Annotated in this window: 20 protein-coding genes and 4 pseudogenes; 12 read left to right on the top strand and 12 right to left on the bottom strand. The window is 61.4% G+C overall.

Going from position 1 to position 19,115, the window contains the following annotated elements:
* The 7 genes and pseudogenes from HDG39_RS33635 to HDG39_RS33605 all read left to right on the top strand — a co-directional run.
* Window positions 1-95, top strand: a pseudogene (locus tag HDG39_RS33635) (TenA family transcriptional regulator); the annotation flags it as partial.
* Window positions 96-188: 93 nt separating this feature from the next.
* Window positions 189-1,646, top strand: coding sequence for an aldehyde dehydrogenase family protein (locus HDG39_RS33630; protein ID WP_184012487.1), 1,458 nt, complete (start codon window positions 189-191; stop codon window positions 1,644-1,646).
* A gap of 59 nt (window positions 1,647-1,705) precedes the next feature.
* Window positions 1,706-2,185, top strand: coding sequence for a GlcG/HbpS family heme-binding protein (locus tag HDG39_RS33625; RefSeq protein WP_184012486.1), 480 nt, complete (start codon window positions 1,706-1,708; stop codon window positions 2,183-2,185).
* Window positions 2,186-2,253: 68 nt separating this feature from the next.
* Window positions 2,254-3,297 carry a 2Fe-2S iron-sulfur cluster-binding protein gene (locus HDG39_RS33620; RefSeq protein WP_184012484.1) on the top strand — a complete coding sequence of 348 codons (1,044 nt, stop codon included), beginning with the start codon at window positions 2,254-2,256 and terminating at the stop codon, window positions 3,295-3,297.
* Complete coding sequence (locus HDG39_RS33615) at window positions 3,294-4,256, top strand: ornithine cyclodeaminase family protein (protein WP_184012482.1); 963 nt, start codon at window positions 3,294-3,296, stop codon at window positions 4,254-4,256. Before HDG39_RS33620 ends, HDG39_RS33615 begins: the two co-directional genes overlap by 4 nt.
* A complete protein-coding gene (locus HDG39_RS33610) occupies window positions 4,253-4,540 on the top strand; it encodes a hypothetical protein (RefSeq protein ID WP_184012491.1) in 288 nt (95 codons plus the stop codon). Before HDG39_RS33615 ends, HDG39_RS33610 begins: the two co-directional genes overlap by 4 nt.
* A gap of 601 nt (window positions 4,541-5,141) precedes the next feature.
* Window positions 5,142-6,617 carry a site-specific integrase gene (locus HDG39_RS33605; protein ID WP_184012480.1) on the top strand — a complete coding sequence of 492 codons (1,476 nt, stop codon included), beginning with the start codon at window positions 5,142-5,144 and terminating at the stop codon, window positions 6,615-6,617.
* A 121-nt stretch (window positions 6,618-6,738) separates the two neighbouring features.
* On the opposite strand, the gene HDG39_RS33600 is transcribed toward HDG39_RS33605, so the two are convergent.
* The 10 genes from HDG39_RS33600 to HDG39_RS33555 all read right to left on the bottom strand — a co-directional run bounded on the left by HDG39_RS33600 (window position 6,739) and on the right by HDG39_RS33555 (window position 12,904).
* Window positions 6,739-6,936: a hypothetical protein gene (locus tag HDG39_RS33600; RefSeq protein WP_184012478.1), complete on the bottom strand. Its 198-nt coding sequence runs from the start codon at window positions 6,934-6,936 to the stop codon at window positions 6,739-6,741.
* A 352-nt stretch (window positions 6,937-7,288) separates the two neighbouring features.
* Window positions 7,289-7,576 (bottom strand): hypothetical protein, encoded by a 288-nt coding sequence (locus HDG39_RS33595; protein WP_184012476.1) that lies wholly within the window; start codon window positions 7,574-7,576, stop codon window positions 7,289-7,291.
* A gap of 18 nt (window positions 7,577-7,594) precedes the next feature.
* Complete coding sequence (locus tag HDG39_RS33590) at window positions 7,595-7,906, bottom strand: hypothetical protein (protein WP_184012474.1); 312 nt, start codon at window positions 7,904-7,906, stop codon at window positions 7,595-7,597.
* A gap of 553 nt (window positions 7,907-8,459) precedes the next feature.
* Window positions 8,460-8,930: an HNH endonuclease gene (locus HDG39_RS33585; RefSeq protein WP_184012472.1), complete on the bottom strand. Its 471-nt coding sequence runs from the start codon at window positions 8,928-8,930 to the stop codon at window positions 8,460-8,462.
* A 164-nt stretch (window positions 8,931-9,094) separates the two neighbouring features.
* Entirely contained in the window at window positions 9,095-9,961 is an 867-nt protein-coding gene (locus tag HDG39_RS33580) for a hypothetical protein (protein WP_184012470.1), read from the bottom strand.
* A gap of 143 nt (window positions 9,962-10,104) precedes the next feature.
* Window positions 10,105-10,449 carry a hypothetical protein gene (locus HDG39_RS33575; RefSeq protein ID WP_184012468.1) on the bottom strand — a complete coding sequence of 115 codons (345 nt, stop codon included), beginning with the start codon at window positions 10,447-10,449 and terminating at the stop codon, window positions 10,105-10,107.
* 162 nt (window positions 10,450-10,611) lie between these two features.
* Window positions 10,612-11,100, bottom strand: a complete 489-nt coding sequence (locus HDG39_RS33570) for a hypothetical protein (protein ID WP_184012466.1) — start codon at window positions 11,098-11,100, stop codon at window positions 10,612-10,614.
* Between the two features lie 70 nt (window positions 11,101-11,170).
* Window positions 11,171-11,632: a hypothetical protein gene (locus tag HDG39_RS33565; protein WP_184012464.1), complete on the bottom strand. Its 462-nt coding sequence runs from the start codon at window positions 11,630-11,632 to the stop codon at window positions 11,171-11,173.
* 101 nt (window positions 11,633-11,733) lie between these two features.
* On the bottom strand, window positions 11,734-11,922 hold the full coding sequence (locus HDG39_RS33560; RefSeq protein ID WP_184012462.1) for a hypothetical protein: 189 nt from the start codon (window positions 11,920-11,922) through the stop codon (window positions 11,734-11,736).
* 391 nt (window positions 11,923-12,313) lie between these two features.
* A complete protein-coding gene (locus tag HDG39_RS33555) occupies window positions 12,314-12,904 on the bottom strand; it encodes a recombinase family protein (RefSeq protein ID WP_184012489.1) in 591 nt (196 codons plus the stop codon).
* A 483-nt stretch (window positions 12,905-13,387) separates the two neighbouring features.
* Between HDG39_RS33555 and HDG39_RS33550 the strand changes: the two genes are divergently transcribed.
* The 5 genes and pseudogenes from HDG39_RS33550 (at window position 13,388) to HDG39_RS33530 (ending at window position 17,571) form a co-directional block, all read left to right on the top strand.
* A complete protein-coding gene (locus tag HDG39_RS33550) occupies window positions 13,388-14,158 on the top strand; it encodes a hypothetical protein (RefSeq protein ID WP_184012460.1) in 771 nt (256 codons plus the stop codon).
* An 80-nt stretch (window positions 14,159-14,238) separates the two neighbouring features.
* A complete protein-coding gene (locus HDG39_RS33545) occupies window positions 14,239-15,048 on the top strand; it encodes a DUF6338 family protein (RefSeq protein ID WP_184012458.1) in 810 nt (269 codons plus the stop codon).
* A gap of 702 nt (window positions 15,049-15,750) precedes the next feature.
* A pseudogene (locus tag HDG39_RS33540) lies at window positions 15,751-16,035 on the top strand (NAD(P)(+) transhydrogenase (Re/Si-specific) subunit alpha); the annotation flags it as partial.
* A 57-nt stretch (window positions 16,036-16,092) separates the two neighbouring features.
* Window positions 16,093-16,343: pseudogene (locus tag HDG39_RS34760) on the top strand (NAD(P)(+) transhydrogenase (Re/Si-specific) subunit beta); the annotation flags it as partial.
* Window positions 16,344-16,638: 295 nt separating this feature from the next.
* Entirely contained in the window at window positions 16,639-17,571 is a 933-nt protein-coding gene (locus tag HDG39_RS33530; protein WP_184012456.1) for an HTH-type transcriptional regulator ArgP, read from the top strand.
* Here the strand turns inward: HDG39_RS33530 and HDG39_RS33525 are convergent.
* On the bottom strand, window positions 17,517-18,869 hold the full coding sequence (locus HDG39_RS33525; RefSeq protein WP_184012454.1) for an SLC5/6 family protein: 1,353 nt from the start codon (window positions 18,867-18,869) through the stop codon (window positions 17,517-17,519). The two genes, HDG39_RS33530 and HDG39_RS33525, sit on opposite strands and share 55 nt — an antisense overlap.
* A 150-nt stretch (window positions 18,870-19,019) precedes the next feature.
* Window positions 19,020-19,115: pseudogene (locus HDG39_RS33520) on the bottom strand (IS5/IS1182 family transposase); the annotation flags it as partial.

Genomic DNA, 19,115 nt, shown 5'->3' with positions numbered 1-19,115 from the left:
TCGGCGCACAGATGCGCCTGCTCTACACCACCGCCCTCTACTACGACTACGTCGAGAAGGAAATCCCGCTGCCCCAACTGGGGCTCGCCGCCTGAAGTAGTCGGGGCCGGGCGTGAGACGCCCGGTCATTCAGTTCATGCGATGGCGGCGTGCTCGCCATCGCCATCGCGTACAAGAGAGGGAGTGTCATGAGCGAATCCGCGACTGTATTCAAGAACCTGATTGCGGGAGAGTGGACCGCCAGCGTGAGCGGCAAGACTTTCCGGAACATCAATCCCGCCGATACGCGCGATGTCATCGGTCATTTCCAGGCGTCGACGCGCGACGACGCGCAGGCGGCGCTCGGCGCGGCATCGGCCGCATTCGCGAAGTGGCGCCGCACTTCGGTATCGGCGCGCGCGAAGATCGTCAACAAGGCGGCCGACTGGCTGGAAGCCAACGCCGATGCATTCGCGCTCGAATTGACGCGCGAAGAAGGCAAGCCGCTCGCGCAAAGCCGCGATGAAATCCTGCGTTCCGCGCAGGTGCTGCGTTTCTACGCGGTCGAAGCGCAGACCTTCACCGGCGAGACGTTCCCCAGCGACGATCCCGACCAGCTGGTGTACACGCAGCGCGAGCCGCTCGGTGTGGTCACCGTGATCACGCCGTGGAATTTCCCGATCTCGATTCCGGCGCGCAAGATCGCACCGGCACTGATGGCCGGTAACACGGTCGTCTTCAAGCCTTCATCGGATGCGCCGCTGATCGGCTATCGGCTTGCCGAAGCGTTCGTGCAGGCGGGCATTCCGGCCGGCGTCATCAACTACATCACCGGGCGCGCCTCCGACATCGGCGCGGCGATCACCGAGCCGCCCGTGGTGCGCGCGGTGTCGTTCACGGGTTCGACGGCCGCGGGCGAGCATATCCATCGCTCGGTCACGATCACGACGCGCACGCAGATGGAACTCGGCGGCAAGAATCCGCTGATCGTGATGGAAGACGCGGACCTTGACCGCGCGGTGGATCTCGCGGTCAAGGGGGGCCTGTCGCTGAGCGGCCAGGCGTGTACCGGCACGAGCCGCATCCTCGTCATGGAGACGGTGCGTGAAGCGTTTACGGCCAGGCTGCTCGAACGCGTGAAGAGTCTCAAGATCGGCAGCGGCGTCACGCCCGGCATGGATCTCGGTCCGCTCGCCAACCGCAAGCAGCTCGATACGGTGCTCGGCTACGTCGCATCCGGCAAGGAGCAGGCGACCCATCTGACCGGCGGCGATCAACTGACCGGCGACGGTTTCGAACACGGCTATTACGTCAGTCCGGCCGTCTTCACGAACGTGCCCGAGAACGCCCGCATCTATCGCGAGGAAATCTTCGGTCCGGTGCTGGCGATCGTTTCGGTGACGAGCTTCGAGGACGCAATGACGAAAGCCAACGACACCGAATACGGTCTTTCGGCGGCCATCGCGACGTCGAATCCGCGCTACATGCACCGCTTCGCCGACGAGATCGAATCGGGCACAGTCAAGATCAACCGCACCACCACCGGCAACGTCGTCAATGCGCCGTTCGGCGGTTTGAAGCGCTCGAGCACGTCCACGTTCCGTGAATCGGGCCGCGCGGGGCTGGAGTTTTACACGCAGATCAAAACGGTTTATCGCGGTCTCTGAGCCGCACGTCGCGCGACCAAAGCATCGCAACGACACATCATTCAATCGGAAAACGCATCATGAAAAGTTCTTTCAGGCTTGAACTCGCCGAAGCGCGCGCGATGGCGCGCGCCGCGCTGGAACGCGCGCAGGCGATCGACGTCGCCGAGTCGGTCTGCATCGTCGACGCGGGCGGCTATCCGCTCGTGCTGGAGCGCATGGACGAAGCGCGCATCACCGGCCCGCAGATCGCCTGGAACAAGGCCTTCACCGCGGCGGGCCACAAGCGCTCGACGCATCTGTTCACCAAGGCGCCCAATGGCCCCGCGTTGCCGGGCAACGAAGCGTTCGGCATCCAGTTGAGTTTCGAGGGACGCTTTGCCGCGTTCGTCGGCGGCTTTCCGATCGTCGTCGACGGCGAAGTGATCGGCGGCGTGGGGCTGAGCGGCGGCAACGGCGAGCAGGACACGCAGTGCGGCCTCGCCGCGCTCGAAGCGCTGCAGACCCTGCTGTCCGCGGGCGAGCATCGCGTGCTCGTGGAAGCCGACATCAAGAAGTAACGTCAAGAAGTCACGCTGCGCGCCGCCCAGTGGCAGGCGAGTCCATTGTTTCGTTAGAGATTGGCAAGATGGTCTATCAGATTGAGATCGCGGAAACCGGCCAGCGCTTCGCTGCGCAGGCCGACGAATCGCTGCTCGACGCGGCGCTCGCCGCTGGCGTCGCGCTTCCTCACGATTGCCAGCTGGGCGGTTGCGGCGCATGCCGGGTAAAGGTGGTCAGCGGTGCGCACGAGTACGACGAGTTCCCGTTCGGGATCTCGGAGAAAGAATCCGGCGCGGGCTTCGCACTCGCATGTCAGGCGCGCGCGCGCAGCGACATGGTGATCGCCGCGGCGCATGCGGGCGCGGATGTGTCCGCACCCGCCGTGGTCGAGGCGCGAGTCGTCGAAGTGAGCACCTTGGGTCCGGACGTGCGGCGGCTCGCGATCGCGCTTCCCGAGCACCTCGAGCTCAAGTTCAACCCCGGCCAATACATGAACGTCGTGCTGGAAAACGGCTCGCGCAGGAGCTTTTCGATGGCGTCGGCGAGGCTCGGCGGCGCGGACACGTATTCGCTCGACTTTCACATCAAGCGCGTGCCGGGCGGCCGCTTTACCGATCATCGGCTGTCGGTCTTGCGCGCGGGCGATCGTCTCGACGTCGAACTGCCGCTGGGCAGCTTCCGCTTTCACGCGGAGGATTACCGCCCGCTCGTGATGGTCGCGACGGGCACCGGGCTCGCGCCGGTCAAAGGCATCATCGAGTCGCTGATGGACGATCCCGATTGCCCGCCGGTATCGCTGTATTGGGGCGCGCGGACCGAGGCGGATCTTTATCTTCACGACGAGATCCAGCAATGGGGCGCACGCCTCTACGAGTTCCAGTACGTGCCGGTGCTGTCGCGACCGGACAGTACCTGGACCGGACGGCAGGGCTACGTCCAGCACGCGGTATGCGAGGACTTTCCGGACCTGTCGGAGCACGCGGTCTACCTGTGCGGATCGCCGGCCATGATCGACGATGCGCGGCGCCACTTCCTGCGCAGCGGCGCGAGCATCGATCACCTCTACGCGGACAGCTTCACGTTCCAGCACGAAGCCGAATCCGCGCTTCACGAAAGGAAGCTTGCATGATTCATTTGACGGATGCGCAGATCGACGAACTCATCACCATCGACGATGCCATTCCGGCACTCGAACAGGGATTTCGCGAACTCTCCAGCGGCGCGGCGGCCGTGCAGCGCCGGGTGCGCACGGAAGTGGGCGGCGTGAAGCTCTCGACCCTTGGCGCCGTGCTGCCAGAACTCGGTGTCGCGGGCGCGAAGGTTTATTCGACGATTGCCGGTCAATTCAACTTTTCGATCGTGCTGTTCTCGACGGTGGACGGCAGCCTGCTGGCCACACTCGATGCGAACGCGATCACGCGCATTCGCACCGCCGCGACGACGGTGGTGGCCGTGCGCGCGCTGGCGAAGCAACAGGCGCGCACGGTGGCCGCGTTCGGTACCGGCGTGCAAGGGCGCGCTCATGCGCTTGCGCTGGCCGCGCATACGGGCTTGCGGTCGTTTCGTATCGTCGGGCTGGAGGGCACGCGCGAACTCGCGGCGGCCGTCACGGCCGCCGGTTCGACGCGAGGCATCGAGGCCACGGTGTGCGACGCGGTCGACGCGGTGCGGGGCGCGGACGTGATCGTGACCGCGACGCGTGCCACCGGTGCGCTGTTCGACGGCAATGCGGTGTCGCCGGGCGCGCTGGTTGTCGCGATCGGTTCGAGCCTGCCGCATACGCGCGAACTCGACGACACGCTGATCGCGCGAGCGTCGCGCATCGTGGTCGAACTGCGCGAGCAGGCGCGCGAAGAAGCGGGCGACCTGGTGCTCACGCAGCCGGGCACGTTCGACTGGAACGACACGGTGGAGCTCGGCGATGTGCTGACCGGCCGCGCTAAAGGCCGCGTCGCGGACGACGACGTGATCGTCTACAAGGCCGTGGGCATCGGCTTGCAGGATGTCGTGCTGGCGGGAGTCGCATGGCGCAAGTACGTGGCGCGCAGCGAGGTCAAGGTGCTGAACGCGTTGCAGGGCTCGCGATGAGCGCAACGCCGGGCGCCGATCGGGCCTGCAACACTGCCTCGGTACAAGGCGAGCGGTCGTTCCGGCAGTCGCTGCTGGCGATGCTGGGTTTGTCGAGCGTCGTGATGATGGTGGCGATCGACCAGACTGAAGTCGAGCCAGCGCTGGGCTACGAGATGGAAGGCGCCTTCGGCGGCGCGTTTGCGAGCGATGGACTCGGCCCGGCGATGTTCGACCGGATCGATGCCTTAGCGCACAAGATTGCGCGCGGCAGTGGCCAACCGTCGCGCATCAGCGATGTGTGATATCGGGGTAGGGGCCGAGGCTGAGGAAGTTCTCCTTGCCCGTACTCGGTCTTCAATAGCGGAACAGCCAGGTTTTGCTCCCGTCCGGCCAGATGCGCAAGGCCAAGTTCGACGCGTTTGGGCATGGCCTAACATCTCGATTCCGTGTATACGCAAAAATCGTCGATGTCAGGGGAACGCAAGGGAGCCGCAGGAAACAAAAAACCCCGTAAGACATTAATCTTACGGGGTTTCTCGGACTTCTCCGGCTTACGCCGGAACAACTGTTGGTGCCAGGAGAGGACTCGAATGTGAGGTTCAAGTGCTTGATTTTAAATTAAAAAAATTGTTGATTTATGGCGTATATACGCACCTGTATACGCAAAAATGTTGGATCCCACAGGACGCTATTCCGTGCCGGATGGCTCCGCACGCCGCGACGGCGAACAGACTCTTCAGCTCGGGGAGATTTGTTCCTTTCATGGGGTGCAGGTGGTCGGAGGTTCAAATCCTCTCGCCCCGACCAATTCCCCTCCTTGCTGGATAAGGGTTTCACCAGCAAAGTCTTATGTGGCGCGGGTCCGTGTCCGTGTGGATGCTACACAGCGAGTAGAATTCAGCTATGTGTACCCACCTGATAAAGCGCGGTTCTCGTTACTACATTCGCCGTCGAGTCCCGCTCGATCTCGTCTCGATCCTCGGTAAATCCGAGATCACTAAAGCACTCCGTACCAGCGACCGTGCTGAAGCCATTACACGTTGCCGACTCGAAGGCGTCCGCCTAGACGCCGAATGGTCGGCGCTTCGCGCAGCTTCCCAAGCCAAGCACGCCATCACACACGCCTCTGAGACAGCACGGACGACCGTCCACAAGCGTAAAGCGGAAGACCGCGAGCGCGCTGCTGAGGAGGACCGCGAGTATTACTTCAGGTACGTTAAGGACGAAGGCGTTGAGGAGGAGGAGCGCGAGCGCTTCGAAGATGATGCCGCGCGCCAAGCTGCCGTGCTGCGTCAAGCCCATAAGCTCGCGGGCATCGCGCCGCCTGCCGATACTCCATCCAACAGTTCAGCGCGCATCTCGAAGCCCGCCAAGTCCCCGCGTAACACGTCCGCTCGCCTGCTGCCCGATGCCATCGACGCATGGGCGAAGGAACGCCAGCCCCAAGCCCGCACCGTGCAGATTGCCGAACGCTGCGCGCGCCGCTTCCGTGAGATGGTTGGCCCCGTCCCGGTCGCCTCTATCGAGCGCACCCACGTCGTCAGCTTCAAGGATGCGCTGCTGTCATCCGGCCAGACAGCCGTGAACACGGACAAAATTCTCACCATGCTCTCGACGGTGCTCTCGTACGCCCACGATCAGGGCTGGCTTGCATCGAATCCAGCTAAAGGCGTGAAGGTCGGCGCACGCTCGAATGCGAAGGCAGCCCGCCTGCCGTTCGATGTCGCGGCCCTCAAGCTAATCTTCGGCTCGCCCGTCTACACAGAACATGCGCGGCCAGCGGGTGGTGCTGGCGAAGCGTCGTATTGGCTTCCGCTGCTTGCTCTCTACACTGGCGCTCGGCTCGAAGAACTCGCGCAGCTATCGCCCGCCGATGTCAGCGAGACACCGTACACGGACGCGCAAGGCGCGCGGCGCTCGTGCTGGACTATTCGAATCACGGACGAAGGCGCAGGGCAGGGCGTCAAGACAGCCACTTCACGCCGCCGCTTGCCCATCCATCCCGATCTGATCGCGCTTGGTTTCATCACGTACGCGCAGTCGATCAGCGGCCCACGTCTGTTCCCCATGCTCAAGGCAGACACGGACGGGCGTGAAGGTGCACTATGGGGTAAGTGGTTCGGCAAGTGGATTCGCAAGCTTGGCGTCACGGACCCGCGAATGGTCTTTCACTCATTCCGTCACCTGCTGAAGCACACGATGCGAGAAGCAGGAGTAACAGAGGAAGTCAGCGACGCCATTACCGGCCATGCCTCGGCGTCGGTGGGGCGACGCTACGGCGCGACCCTGTATCCGCTCGCGCCTCTTGTGGACGCCATGCAGCGCTATCGTATTCACGGAATGACTCTGCCTCAACCGTGGTCAAACTCGGGAGAATGACATGCAAAAGCCTGACAATCAGGATGCACAGCAGGGCGACGGCCCGCCGCCACAGCCGGTAGACGATCAGCCGCCGACAGAATACGAGCATCCATGTCGGGGTGTGGTCCCGCCCGGCGGTCTACCGGACGACGACGAATAGCTTGGCTAACTGCACAACGACAGCAGCAAGTCCAGTGCCAAGAGCCAGCCATGCGGATGCGGTCACGAACGGAGTCAGCCATCGCTGCTGCCGGTTGGTCTTCTGAATCTCCGCGAATAGCCGCATTGTCTCGGCTTGGAGCTTGGCGATGTCTGCCCGCGTTCTGCGGATGTTCATGTCACGCCTTCTGTGAGGTGAACCGTACGGGCATTGTACGCTCACCTGTCCGCCGCCGCGTGCGCCAGCCTACGCGTCGCCCGGCTCCCATGCCAAAGCGGAGCCAGTCCAACCGCCTCCCGCTCGGCAGCTTCGTACACGGTGCATTTCACGCACTCGCCACTACGCACCAGCCTCAGCGCTCCAGCGCCGTGCAGCGCGCATCCGTCACCCGGATACGTCCGCCAGCCCTTCATGAAAGCAGTCCAGCGCGCCTCCCCGGCAACTACCCGGAACCGCTCCGCCTCGTTCGGCCTGTCTTCGAGATACCGTTTCGTGCTCGGCGTCAGCGTCACCTTACGCAGTGCCGCCGTCATTGGCGGACTCCGCCATCGCCACCGAATCGCCGCTCCCATGCTGGCAAGCAATGCCCCGGCTGGCGTGGATCGTACGGCGATCCCGTAAAGCGTCGCTCGCCGCGTGCGGCTAGTTCGGCATCCGTCCCGTACCGCGCAATCTCTCGCTCCGCCGCGTCAACCGGCAGTTTTCCATCGCCACCCGCCTGCGGTAGGGCCACTTTCTGGCCGCCGCCCAGTCCCATCCTTGCGCGGAATGCTTGCGCGTTCAGTTCGGCTGCGTTGTCCTTCAGCTTCTCATCCATTCACTGCTCCTTTCTCCGTTAGTCGGCGGCGCTCTGCGCACCCGCCTCCAGTTCATTCAGTACCTGCGCGAGCGCCCCGCGATCCCCGCCGTAAAAGCGGACATGGTTCGCCACCTCGGCGGGTGCCATCCGGTCATGCTGCGCATCGTCCACGCACATGCCCCATCCGCCGCCCTTGGCCCCGGTATCCGTCACGCGAATGTGTCGCCTGCCGTCTCCGTACAGCCAGCCCTCGGCCTTCCAACCGCTCGCGTCTACCGTTGCTTCCGCAACCAGCCTCTCGGCCTGCTTCGCCTCGGCCAGCTTGCGGTAATGCTCGGCGCGGCTCACGACTCGCCGCCCCCGGTTGAGTAGCGGCCTCTCGTGCTGCGCCATCGGGCGGCCCCGGCGCTTCGCTTGGCAGGCATAGCAAGAGCCGTCATGCACCCGCCGCGCCGTGCTGCCGCACTTCCGGCACGGCTCCCCCTGATACGTCTTGTTCCCGCGCATCGCATCCCACCAGCGGCCAGCGTCGAAGCGTCGCGAATGGAACGCCTCGCACTGGCTGCACTTCCGGCAATGGCGGATCAGGCTGTACGTGAGTTTGCTTCTCGGCGGCTCGATACGTCCCCGGATCGGGTCATCAATCTGGCATCGCGGCCAGAGTAGGGGCGGGCGTCCGCGCCCTCGCTTGGCTGTCTCAGTCGTCATTTGATTGCCCTCTGTGTGCCCGACTGGGCGCGAACGGGCGGATTGCCGGAAGGAGTAGGGCGCGCGCCTGCGTCTGAACCCACGACGCCGAGCAACACGACCCAAGCCGACGCCTCGCCTCTATGTGAAGGCAGAAGGCCCATCAGCGCCCCGGCCACCAGACAGCAACCCAGCCAGCGAAGTGCGTGCTGGATCATGCGGCCACCTGAATGTGCTTCCAGTTCCGCCCGTTACGGATGAATGCCAGCGTCCTCGGCTCCACGCCCAACTCCCGCGCCCACACCGCCTGCGGTCCAATGTGCGAGAATCTTTTGTACAGCAGCACCTGCAAGTCGGTCAGCTTGCGCCGGAAGCCGTTCGTATCCGTGCCATCTCGCTTGCGGTCGGCTCGGTTCTCGTCTCGTGTCTTCCAGCTAATGTGCGCCGGGTTACAGCACGCCCGGTCATGGCATTCGCCGTGCGCGGCCTCGTGCTTTGGAGTCGGGGGCTCACCAGCCGCCAGCGTCAGCGCCAGCCGATGGGTTGTCACGCTATGTCCCGCATGCTTCACCTTGCCGTAGCCGGTCCCAGTCGTGGCTCCCCGCCAGAGCCAGCAGCCGTTCTCTGTGTCGATCTCGCATCGGGCCTTGATTTCGTCCAGCGTGAAATGCTTCATCTTCGTCATGTTAGTTATCCTGTGTGTTATTGCGACCCGCAGCAGTGGCGGGCCGTCGTCGTGTGTGTTGATTACTCTGACTGACAGAGGCGCGTACAGACCCGCTGCCGGGTGGCTGCACCGGGTTAGCCAGCCATTACCAGCGGCTGTACGGCCCTCCTGACGCGTCCCGCTCAGGCTTCACGCTCCTGCGCTGCCAAGGTGTCGTACCAGCCCTGTTCCGTGAGAAGTTCAACAGCCCTAAGCAGCGCAACCTCCCGAGCCCTGGTGAGCTTCCCGGCTGGCGCGCCCGGATTCGTCGGCAGCGTACCGCCTGACATTTCGAACAACTCGGCCTCTGCTTCGAAATCGCCCACGGCATCTGTGGCCCATACAGGATCGGCCAGCTTGCCGGTAATGGTCGCAATAAGGCTCTTACATTCGAAGGTGATCCCGGCTCCCTTGTTCGCCAGCATCAGCCCGAACTTTTGTTCTGCATCTGCGTCCTCTTTCAGATGGTAGGCCGCGCTCTTGTTACTCCCGCTGATCTGCCACTCGACACCGACCAGCGATTCACCGGCCATGATCCCGGCTTTACGCAGTGCAGGGAGGAGACGGCGCACGTTATCGGCGCGCTTACCGGTCAATTCCGCAAACCAATGGCACAGCTTGTCGAATCCGGGTGTGACACCTCGGCGGCTGTTGCGGAACTCCAGACAGAACGCTGCGAATGCTCGGGCCTCGGGTCTCAGTGCGCCGAGGATAGCTTCACGCCGCAGCATCTTCTCGCTGACGTGGCCTGCGATGGACAGGCCCGCTTTCCCTACGTCTGCTGCCGGGATTACTTCACCGGTCACGAGATTGACGTAACTGACGGCTTCCCGTGCCTGATAGCGGGTGACGGTAAGCCCATTCACTCTCACCGGCTTCGTGAGCCGTCGCCACTTCTGTACTGTCTCGAAGACTGCCCACTCGTCCACGGACTCTACGCGGTCGCAGGTGGTGATAAGGTCTGCCAAACACCGGCCATGCTTGTAAAGGGTGCTGCTCGGATGCTGCATTGTTCGATCCTCGGTTAGCGTTGGGTGACTGGCTGGCGCGCGGTAAGTTATCTTCTAACGCACTCTGCAAGTCTTTGATTTAAAAGGAAATGCACCCCTCTGAAAGTGAGGGAAATACTACGGCTGGTGGTTCGGGCGGCGGGTCAGGCGGCCAGCTTCTCCGTACGGTCGGCGGCGCGCGGGGCGCTTGCCTCCACCTGCTCGGCCAGAATGCCGCGCTCCACCTTCTCGTGGATGAATGCCGTACGGACGGTACTCATCACGCAAGCGCTCGTCACGCCGTTCACGGCTGCAATGTCCGTTACCTTCTCGCCACGTAGGAACCCATTCACCAGCGTTTGCCGCTCGTCAGCGTCCAGCGACTCAGCCTTGACGGCTCGGTGCACGTCAGCCGGGTGAATGCCAAGGCGTGCCGCCGTCAGATTGAATGGTTCATCGAAGTGATTGATGCGTGCGGCGCGGATAGCGCGGGGTGTGATTCGGGTCATGGTTGGTCCTTCAGATAAGAGAAAGCCCGCGCTGCTGGCGGGCCTTGAAGAAGCGGCCACGGCTACACCGTGACGCGCTGTATTGGGTCGGCTACTTCGGTGATCGCGCCACGCCATAGGCGCAGCGCTTCGTAATGCGTGGCTATCGCCGCTTCGGCGTGCTCAGTCCCGATAGCCTCGGTTCACGTCGCGGACATTCCGCAGCAGCGCGCCCATCGGCTCATCGGCGCGCGCCAGAATGTCAGCCGGAATCAACTCCGGCCTGCGGGCCACTGCGGCCAGCAACACGCGGCTTTGGTTCGCCAGCGGCTGCTCGAATGGGCGTCCCTCGTACGTGCCGTGCACGGTGTACTTGCGCAGCGCGTTCGCGTACTTGCCTTCGTCAATCGGCGTGATCGCGTCGATCTCGTACGCGTCCACCTGCCGCTCGAAGTCGTTGCGCTCGATCTCGGGCATAGCTGCGCGGATCGCGGCCATCTCCGCTTCAATAGTGGGAAGGCGCTCGAACGCCTCGCGTAGCCGGGCGTACTCAGCAGCCGCCGCACGTACGGCGTCGAGTCCTTGGCCCAACTGGGTCAGGCGGTGCTGTGCCTCCTGCACGCTGGAGAAACTGGTGTTGGTGATCGGTGCTGCTTTGGTTGCTCGGGTCATGGTTGCTTCCTGTAAGTGAGTAGGGATACTAATTGTTTGTGCCGTGGTGCGCCCACGGCGGGCGTCCTGCTTATCGGCGCGGCACGTACGTCGCGCTCGCCTTCGCATCAGCCGGGTAGTTGGTGCCAAGGCTGGCATGAATCGCCGTGCCTGCCACGTAGCCGGTCGAAGCCTTCGCCATGCTGTTCGCACGCACAGACTCATTCAGCAGATGCAATGCAAGCTCCGGGTACCTTCGAAGGGCTTCGTGATCCTGTTCCGAACGCGGATTGATACCCGCCACCTGCACGTATCGCACCGGGTCTTGGTCATAACGAACGCGGGTGCCGTCGCCAGCGGTCAGTGCTGCGGGCATGTACCCGGCCATGATCTCGTCCGCTACCGTCTTGTCGTAATAGACGGCTGCACCGCCACCATTCGACCAGCTACGGCTCTGCACTGCGCCGCTGCCTGCGGACGGCAGACTGCTGCCGAATGCTTGAACTTCGTTACCTGCTGCGTTCTTCTTTACAACGTATGCTCCGCCTGCCATTTGATTCTCCTTAGAGGGTGTGTGTTGGTTGGTTCTGACTGGGATACAGGCCCGCCAGCGGCCTCGGCGCATTGCGCCTAATCCGTGCTATTCCCTCGCCATCAAGCCAGTACGCTGCGGCTCGGCTCGCGGGTGCGCTCTAGATAGCTCGGCAAACTACCGTGAATGGCTTCGACGCCGGCGCGCAGCGCGGCGAGTCGCGTGCCGCCGTTGCTGCCTTGCGTTCGATACAGCGCGGCCAGCTTGCGCAGTTTGCGATTGCCTTCGAGCGGGTGTTTCGTTGTGGTCATGGTCATGTCCTCATGGTGTGTGCCGGGAAGTGCGGCGTTGGTGGTGTATCTTGACAGTCCGCCGAAATCAGCCCGTCCAACTCGTGCGCCCGAACTTCTGCTATCGATCTCGCGGTGAAAAGGCGTTTTTTCGTCTATCTAGCCATCCGAAATTGATCTGCTGCTAACTTCGGCTAACTCACAAAGTGTGGTGTTCGCCGCTGCGGTTTCGAAGCGACACGGAGTGTGTGTGTCTTTCAAGTCGTCCGTAATCGGCTAGGCGTCGAATGGACATCCACTAACTAGGTGTCTTGTGAGAGTCCCGAAATGCAAAGGGCCAGCCCGAAGGCCAGCCCATAAAGCACAAGGCCCGCTCAGTGGCAGGCCTCGGTCGAGTTCCGGTGAGTGCGCTCTACGCGGGAGCCGTGTCCCGCGTCAGCTTGAGAATGGTGTTAGGCGCTACGCCGTACTGCTTCGCCAGCGCTCGGGCGCTCGTATCGCCCTTGGCCAGTGCTGCCCGAATCTCAGCCTTCTGTGCGTCCGTCAGGGCATCCGGCCTGCCGCCTACGCGTCCCTCACTCCGTGCCCTTGCCAGCCCCGCATGCGTCCGCTCGATCAACAGATCGCGCTCGAACTGAGCGACAGCGGCGAGCACCGTCATGTGCAACTTCCCGGCTGCGCTCGTGAGATCAACGCCTTCCAGCGCCAAGCAATGCAGGCGCACGCCCATCGACGCCAGCCGCTCCACAGTAGCCAGAACGTCGCTCGTGTTACGCCCGAGTCGATCAAGCTTCGTCACGATCAGCCTATCGCCCTCATCCAGCTTGTGCTCGACCAATGCCCGAAACTTCGGGCGCTCCATCGCAGCGACGCTGCCGCTGATCGTTTCCTCGACGGTGTGCTTGGCATCGACCGTGAAGCGCTTGCCCTTCGCCTCGTGTAGCTGGTTGGCCGTTGTCTGCTCGCCCGTCGAGACTCGGGCATAAAGGAAGGTGCGGCTCATGTTTGCATCCTGTTCAACAAAGGTGTTCACATACTGCATCTGTGCAACAAGCCTGTCAACGGTCTTTTTGCACATCTTGGAGGCGTTGTTGTGCGCGTGCATCATACGGTCGTTTATTGAACAATCCGCGCGTGGCGTGGCCCTCGCATTCGTGCCGCATAAGCGTTAGCTGCCAGTAAATGCCGCCCGCTCGCCCAATGCTGGCGGCCTTCTCCGCGCCCGTCGCGTGAGCGGCCCTGAGAATCGGCCCTCGACAATCCCTCGCTCGCCCGCCAAGCTCGCCGCGCTGCCCACTCGTCACGGTGCCCATGCCACCCCTCCCGGCTGGATAGACGCGCCTGCGTGCACGCCTACGGGGAGCAAGGACGTACGTGCGCGCCGTAAGTCCTCGCGAACAAGCTCACCAAAATTGGCCCGGCGCCCCAGTACAATGTAACGTCAGACCTTATCGCAGACGCTTTCACTCTGCCCTCGCATAAAACTATGAAAACCGCACCTTGGTATCTGGACTGGTCGCTTTGGAGCGCTGCAATTGCTTTCTGCGCGCTTGCCGTTTCGCTCGGTCCGCACATTTGGCGCTGGCTACGCCCTCCGAAACTTGACTTGGAACTTTACGAGCGCGTGGCCTTAACGCATAAGGTCGGCAACCCTCTACTTCAGGTACGCGTGGTTGTGCGCAACCTTGGTGGGCGCGAGGTGCGCGTAACGTCCTTTGAGGCTAGCCTTCGGCGCGATAACGGCGAGCCATTCACTTTGTCCGGTCTAAGCTATCTTCAGGCTCAGTCCGCGCCTCCACTGCTATTGGCACCGTTTACGCTTAAAGCTCGTGACGAGTGGGGCTACGTGACTAATTTTTTTAGGCAACTGTCACGCGACAATGAGCGAGAGTATCGAGAAGCGGAATACGCGCTGCGTACAAACATAAACCAGAAGATCCACCAACGTCCGCCCGGAAGTACGCAGGCGATCACAGCAGACAACCAGTTCGTCGCGCCATTGGTAACAATGTACGGGCGAAATCCCATCCGCTGGCAAGCGGGGGAGTACCAACTCGTGCTTTCTGTCAAGACGACTATGAAGCGCGTCAAGGCAGAACGGATTTATCGCTTCACGATTTTCGAGTCCGATGTTGAACAATTGCGAAGGCTAACCGAGGACTACAACATGGGTGCAGGTATCTATTTTGACAATGTCGAGCGCCCCGCGTGGGTTTTTCCGTCCATCGCTCAGGTAGACACGACCCGTCGCACGTAATCCGGCGTGCGCCCCCGCTTGTTTCTGTCCGCGCAGAGTACGCGATGGGCACGGCACAACCTCCAGCAAGGATTTGAGTAATGGATGTAAGTTCAGCGGACAAACTGCTGCTTTGCGTGTTGTTCGTGATTCCCGGTTTCGTTGCGATGAAGACGTACGCGATTCTCAGTTCCGGGCCACGCCTTGACGCGTCAAAGGCCGTAATCGACGCAATCGCATTTAGCTGTTGCAACTACGCTGTGTTCGCTTTTCCGATCTACTGGATGCGCTATGCAGGACTGGCTACGCGACAACCTGTAGTCTATGCGATCGCTTGGGTCGGCATTCTCTTGGTGGGCCCACTGTTGTTGGCCGTCGGAGTCTTTGTGCTACGCCGTGCAAAGTGGATGGGCCGCTGGTTGCCGCACCCGGTAGACCGCGCATGGGACTATGTATTCGGCAAACGTGAGCCGTTTTACCTGATAATCACATTGACTTCGGGTAAGCGAATAGGCGCGACGTACGGCAATAACTCATTCGCCTCCAGCTATCCTGCTGACCCCGAGATTTACGTAGAGGAAGCTTGGGATGTAGACGAAGCCGAAGGCTTTGTTCGGCGACACGTCAAAACACGCGGCTTGCTCATTGCGGGCAGCGCCATTGAGTCAATCGAGTTCATAGGACCATACGATGACGACGAACAAGGGAACGACGAAACCGGGGACACCGACGAACGACGGATTCCAACCGATGCACAAGGGTTATCAGCCAACGAGCAAGCCGAGCCCGGGCGCGGGATACCAGCCACCGACCGGGAATCTGCCACCGCCGCCGCCTCCGAAGAACAAGAAGTAGCCTACGAACAATGCGACAACGGGATTAAAGATGGGACCATTACCTCAAGCACTTGAAGCACTCGCCCGAACGGGCGTGCACCTAGACCTTGCTGGTCATGCTTATTTGCCACAAACGCTGGAGAATTTGGTTCGGCTGGCCGTAGGGAGCGGGGGACATGTGACGATCAATGCGTCTAAGTGCTTGCCAGCTACTCTGGAAAACCTCGCGCAAATTGGTGGTTCCCACGTCACATTCAGATTCTGAGTGTCATAACGGCGGCTTGCATCAGGGATAACGGCACGTGGGACTGCGCGGCTTGCAACTGGTCTGGCAGATCGCCTACACTGTGGGCTGTCCCACAACCCGTATCCATACGGTACGTGGATCAGCGCCAGAGCCTTACTGGTCGGGCCTCAGCGGGAGTCAAATCCTCTCGCCCCGACCAATAGATATAAGGCTTTCATGGCTTCGGCTCTGAGAGCCTTTTTCGTTTGGGGCCGATTTTGCCCCCACGTTTGCCCCCACAGGACGGACGGTTCTCGCGGGAACAAAGCGGAATTTTCGGGGACGGGTAGCGGACGCGTTCGTTGCTCAGTTCGGGACGGCTTTGCTCGCGCGTTTACCGGTGCGTGCTATGCCCACGGCAACCGCACACACCGGTAACGACATGCCGTTTTCTGACGGTTTCGGAGGGGGCTAGCATTTTGCCGAACATTCCCGATGCCGTCGCGTCGCTGACGACAAACGCTACGTAGCGCCCACAGACGGCACAATGGACCCTCGCGGCGGGACGTGGCGCCGAATATGAAGGCCGGCGCGGCGGCAACTGCCCGCTGAACGAAGCGGACTGGGTCGTGACGAAGCACGGCGTGGCGCTCGTCGGCTACACGAACGTCCCGTCGATGGTCGCGGCCGACGCGTCGTCGCTCTACGCGCACAATCTGCTCGACTTCCTGAATCTGATCGTCACGAAGGAAGGCGCGCTGAACATTGATCTCTCCGACGATATCGTCGCGGCCACGTTTCTGTCCCGCGATGGCGAAGTCGCGCGCAGGTCATAAAGGAGAGCAGGGATGGAAGTCATCAATCACACGGTGATCAAGCTGACCATCTTCGTGCTGGCGATCTACGTCGTCACGCTGCTGTATCCGGTCGCTTCGGTCTGCTTCATTCAGGCCCTCAAGGGGCTGTCGCATACGAAGATGGCGGGTATCGGCAATACCTTCGGCATGGTCCGGATGGCGATCGCTATCCGCTGATCGCCAAGCAGGCCGCAGCGGTCGGCTCGAATCTCGGCCCGGGCTCGGCCTGCTGCTGGTTGCGCTGGTGGATCGGCGGCGCAGTGGGTGCGTTCGTCGCGGCGCGCGTCGCGATAGGCATGAAAATAGCGGTGCCGGAGGCCGACATGAGGTTCTTTGCCGTGTCGTTCGCCTCCATGCTCATATGCCTTACGCATCGTAATGCGTCATGTACTTCGTTTTCTATACCGATGTGCTGCGGCTTCAGTTGCGGTTTTCCATTGTTGCACAGAGTGCATCTACCGTAGGATTAACCGGGCCATGCTAAGGTACCGACGTCCGAGTAGTTTGTCTGGGCATGAAGCCCGGGGGTCTTTTAACCTCGCACCCTAACCGTGGTCCGGACCAATATCGGGGCAGCTCTATATGAATTTCGACCGTCAACAACTGGAAACATTTTTTGCAGTCGTTGAGTTTCGACATTTTGGGCAAGCGGCGCGCGCGTTAAACATTACTCGTGGTGCTGTCTCCCAACGAATAATCGCTCTAGAAGAGTCGTTTGGTACGCCGTTGCTTGTGCGTGATGGGGTTACGCCAACACCGGCTGGTGAAGCACTCCTTCGGCATATCCACATGCTGAGGTCATTGGAGGCGGATACTATTCAGCAAATCAAGCCAGGTGCACACGCGCGGGCAAAGACCGCAATTGCGGTCAATGCAGATTCGCTGGCGACATGGTTTGGCCCCGCCGCCTGTGCTATAGCGAAGGAGAGTTTCGCGCTGGAACTTATAGTCGACGACCAGGATCATACCCTGCCGGTATTGGCACGCGGAGAGGCTATCGGGTGTGTTTCGACGGCGAGTACTGCGCCGACCGGATTTGTTGCAGAGCCTATTGGTGCGATGGAGTATGAATGTGTGGCTGCTCCGGAATTTTCTGCGGCCTGTTTTACGCATGGACTCAATATGCACGATATCCTGGCCGCCCCCGCTGTGCTCTTTAATCGAAAGGATGGCTTACATGCAGCGTTCCTTGAACGCCTGCTTGGTTTCCCAGTGAGCGGTTATGCCACGCATTATTTCCCCTCCCCAATGGCGCTCTTGACGGCGATTCGGGCGGGTGTCGGGTATGGCCTTGTTCCGTCCATGCAGGCTCAAGCTCTGATTGATTCCGGTGATCTGGTTGCCTTGGCACCGCGTAACAGGATTGCCGTTGATCTGTATTGGCATCATTGGGAGGTGGCACCGCCCAATGCGACTGCGATTAGCGAAACTGTGATGCGTGAGGCCCGTCGAGCATTGATTCAACCAGCGCCCGCGTCGTCCGGTAAGGGGGATGAGGGCGAAGTCGCGGACTGACCATTTGAGGACCCCTTCGGCCAATGTGGTAGTCGATGCCCGGCGTGGGTAGCTGAAGCAAAGTTGTTGGATCGGCGAACCATCAAAACTCCAATCGCAAGCGAAGTCGGCAACGCGAAAAGCAGGGGGGCCGCTTCAGGTATTTCTGTTGCCCCTGTCCAGCGCATCAGGTAACAGGTCATGGCGATGCAGAATCCAGTCACCATTGTTGCGTTGGCAGTTGCATGCGAGACGGATGTACGTACTAAGCCGAATATTAGAAGCGGACCCACTGCGGAGATGTAGACCATATTGAGGTCGATCATCATGTCGACGAGACTTTGTTCGCGCGTGGTGACGAGGGAACCCAGTACGACGGGCAGGACGCGGGACCAGATTGGTCCTGTCATGGAAGGTGGGCCGAGTGTGGCCATAGCTTCAGCCATTGCTCGCAGAATCGAGCATCCGGCACCAAGAGCTGTTAAGCCTAGTACGGCGACAACGAGACCGCTCGCGGCGCTCACTGCGTAACTCGAAAGGGTATGCATCAGTACAATCGGAACAACCTGTACGGGATCGACGACGTGCTCCAGATGCCAGACCGGGGCAGCCGCGATTACAGCGGAGGCCGGCAGAAATCCGATCAAGAAGACGAGCGCTGCTGCGAACAGGCAGCCAGCGCGGGCCGTCGTAGGAGCTCGCGCTGCGACCACGAACTGCTGATAATCCGCTCCACATATGACCATCACCACGACGGAGACGACCGTAAATCCGGTATGCGCCAGCGTCATTGTGCGAAGCCCATCTAAGAACTGCATTGGCGCATGCACCCAGACACTGAACCCATCCGTTTCGAGCAACGTACGCACGAGTGCGACGTTGCACGCAAGCATGCAGATCGCGAATCCGGCGGCAAGCCATGAGAGCCGCATCAGCGAAAGGCAAATCAAAAGACCGGCTATCAGTAGGAGTGCCGTAGTCGGTCGAAAGCCGGCCAGCGTCAGTATTGCGGATCCTCCCCGCATCTGAGCAGCAAGGACACCGGTCATCCAGACGAGCGACAGTAGCGCTACGCTGCGGCTGACCGAGGCACCGTAGAGTTGATCAAATCTGACCCAGATGGATTGCCGTCCAATCGACAAGGCCGGCGCCCATGCGGCGAGTACGATCAGACCCAAGGCGCTCGCGATTGCGTAGAGGCAGCCAGCCATCCCCCCGCGCAGGGCGAGTTCGCCTGTGCCCAGGAGAAAGCCAATACCGCAGCTCGTAGAGACCAGCAGGCTTGTTACCTGTGCCAGGTTCAATGTTCGTTCAGACATGAGCTGCTTCCCAACCCTTTACGCTGGCGTGTACGCCGCTCAGGTAGGTGTCGCAGATGATCGCACGGCAATTGAACGCAGAAATGTGCTTCAGGTGTGCGTGCGCCTGCGGCAGATGGCGATAGGGAATATGCGGGAGGAGATGGTGTGTTAGGCCGTGTTCACATTTAAAAGCGGCCCAAACGAGCAGGCAAGGGACGCAAACACGAGATAGCTGTCAGCGAGCTTGTCATACCGGGTGGAGAC

Origin of the sequence: Paraburkholderia lebeckiae (assembly GCF_014201005.1) — a bacterium.
Classification (GTDB): Bacteria; Pseudomonadota; Gammaproteobacteria; order Burkholderiales; family Burkholderiaceae; genus Paraburkholderia; species Paraburkholderia tuberum.
Note: the sequence above shows the minus strand (reverse complement) of the source record. Positions and strands in the feature narration are given on the sequence as shown.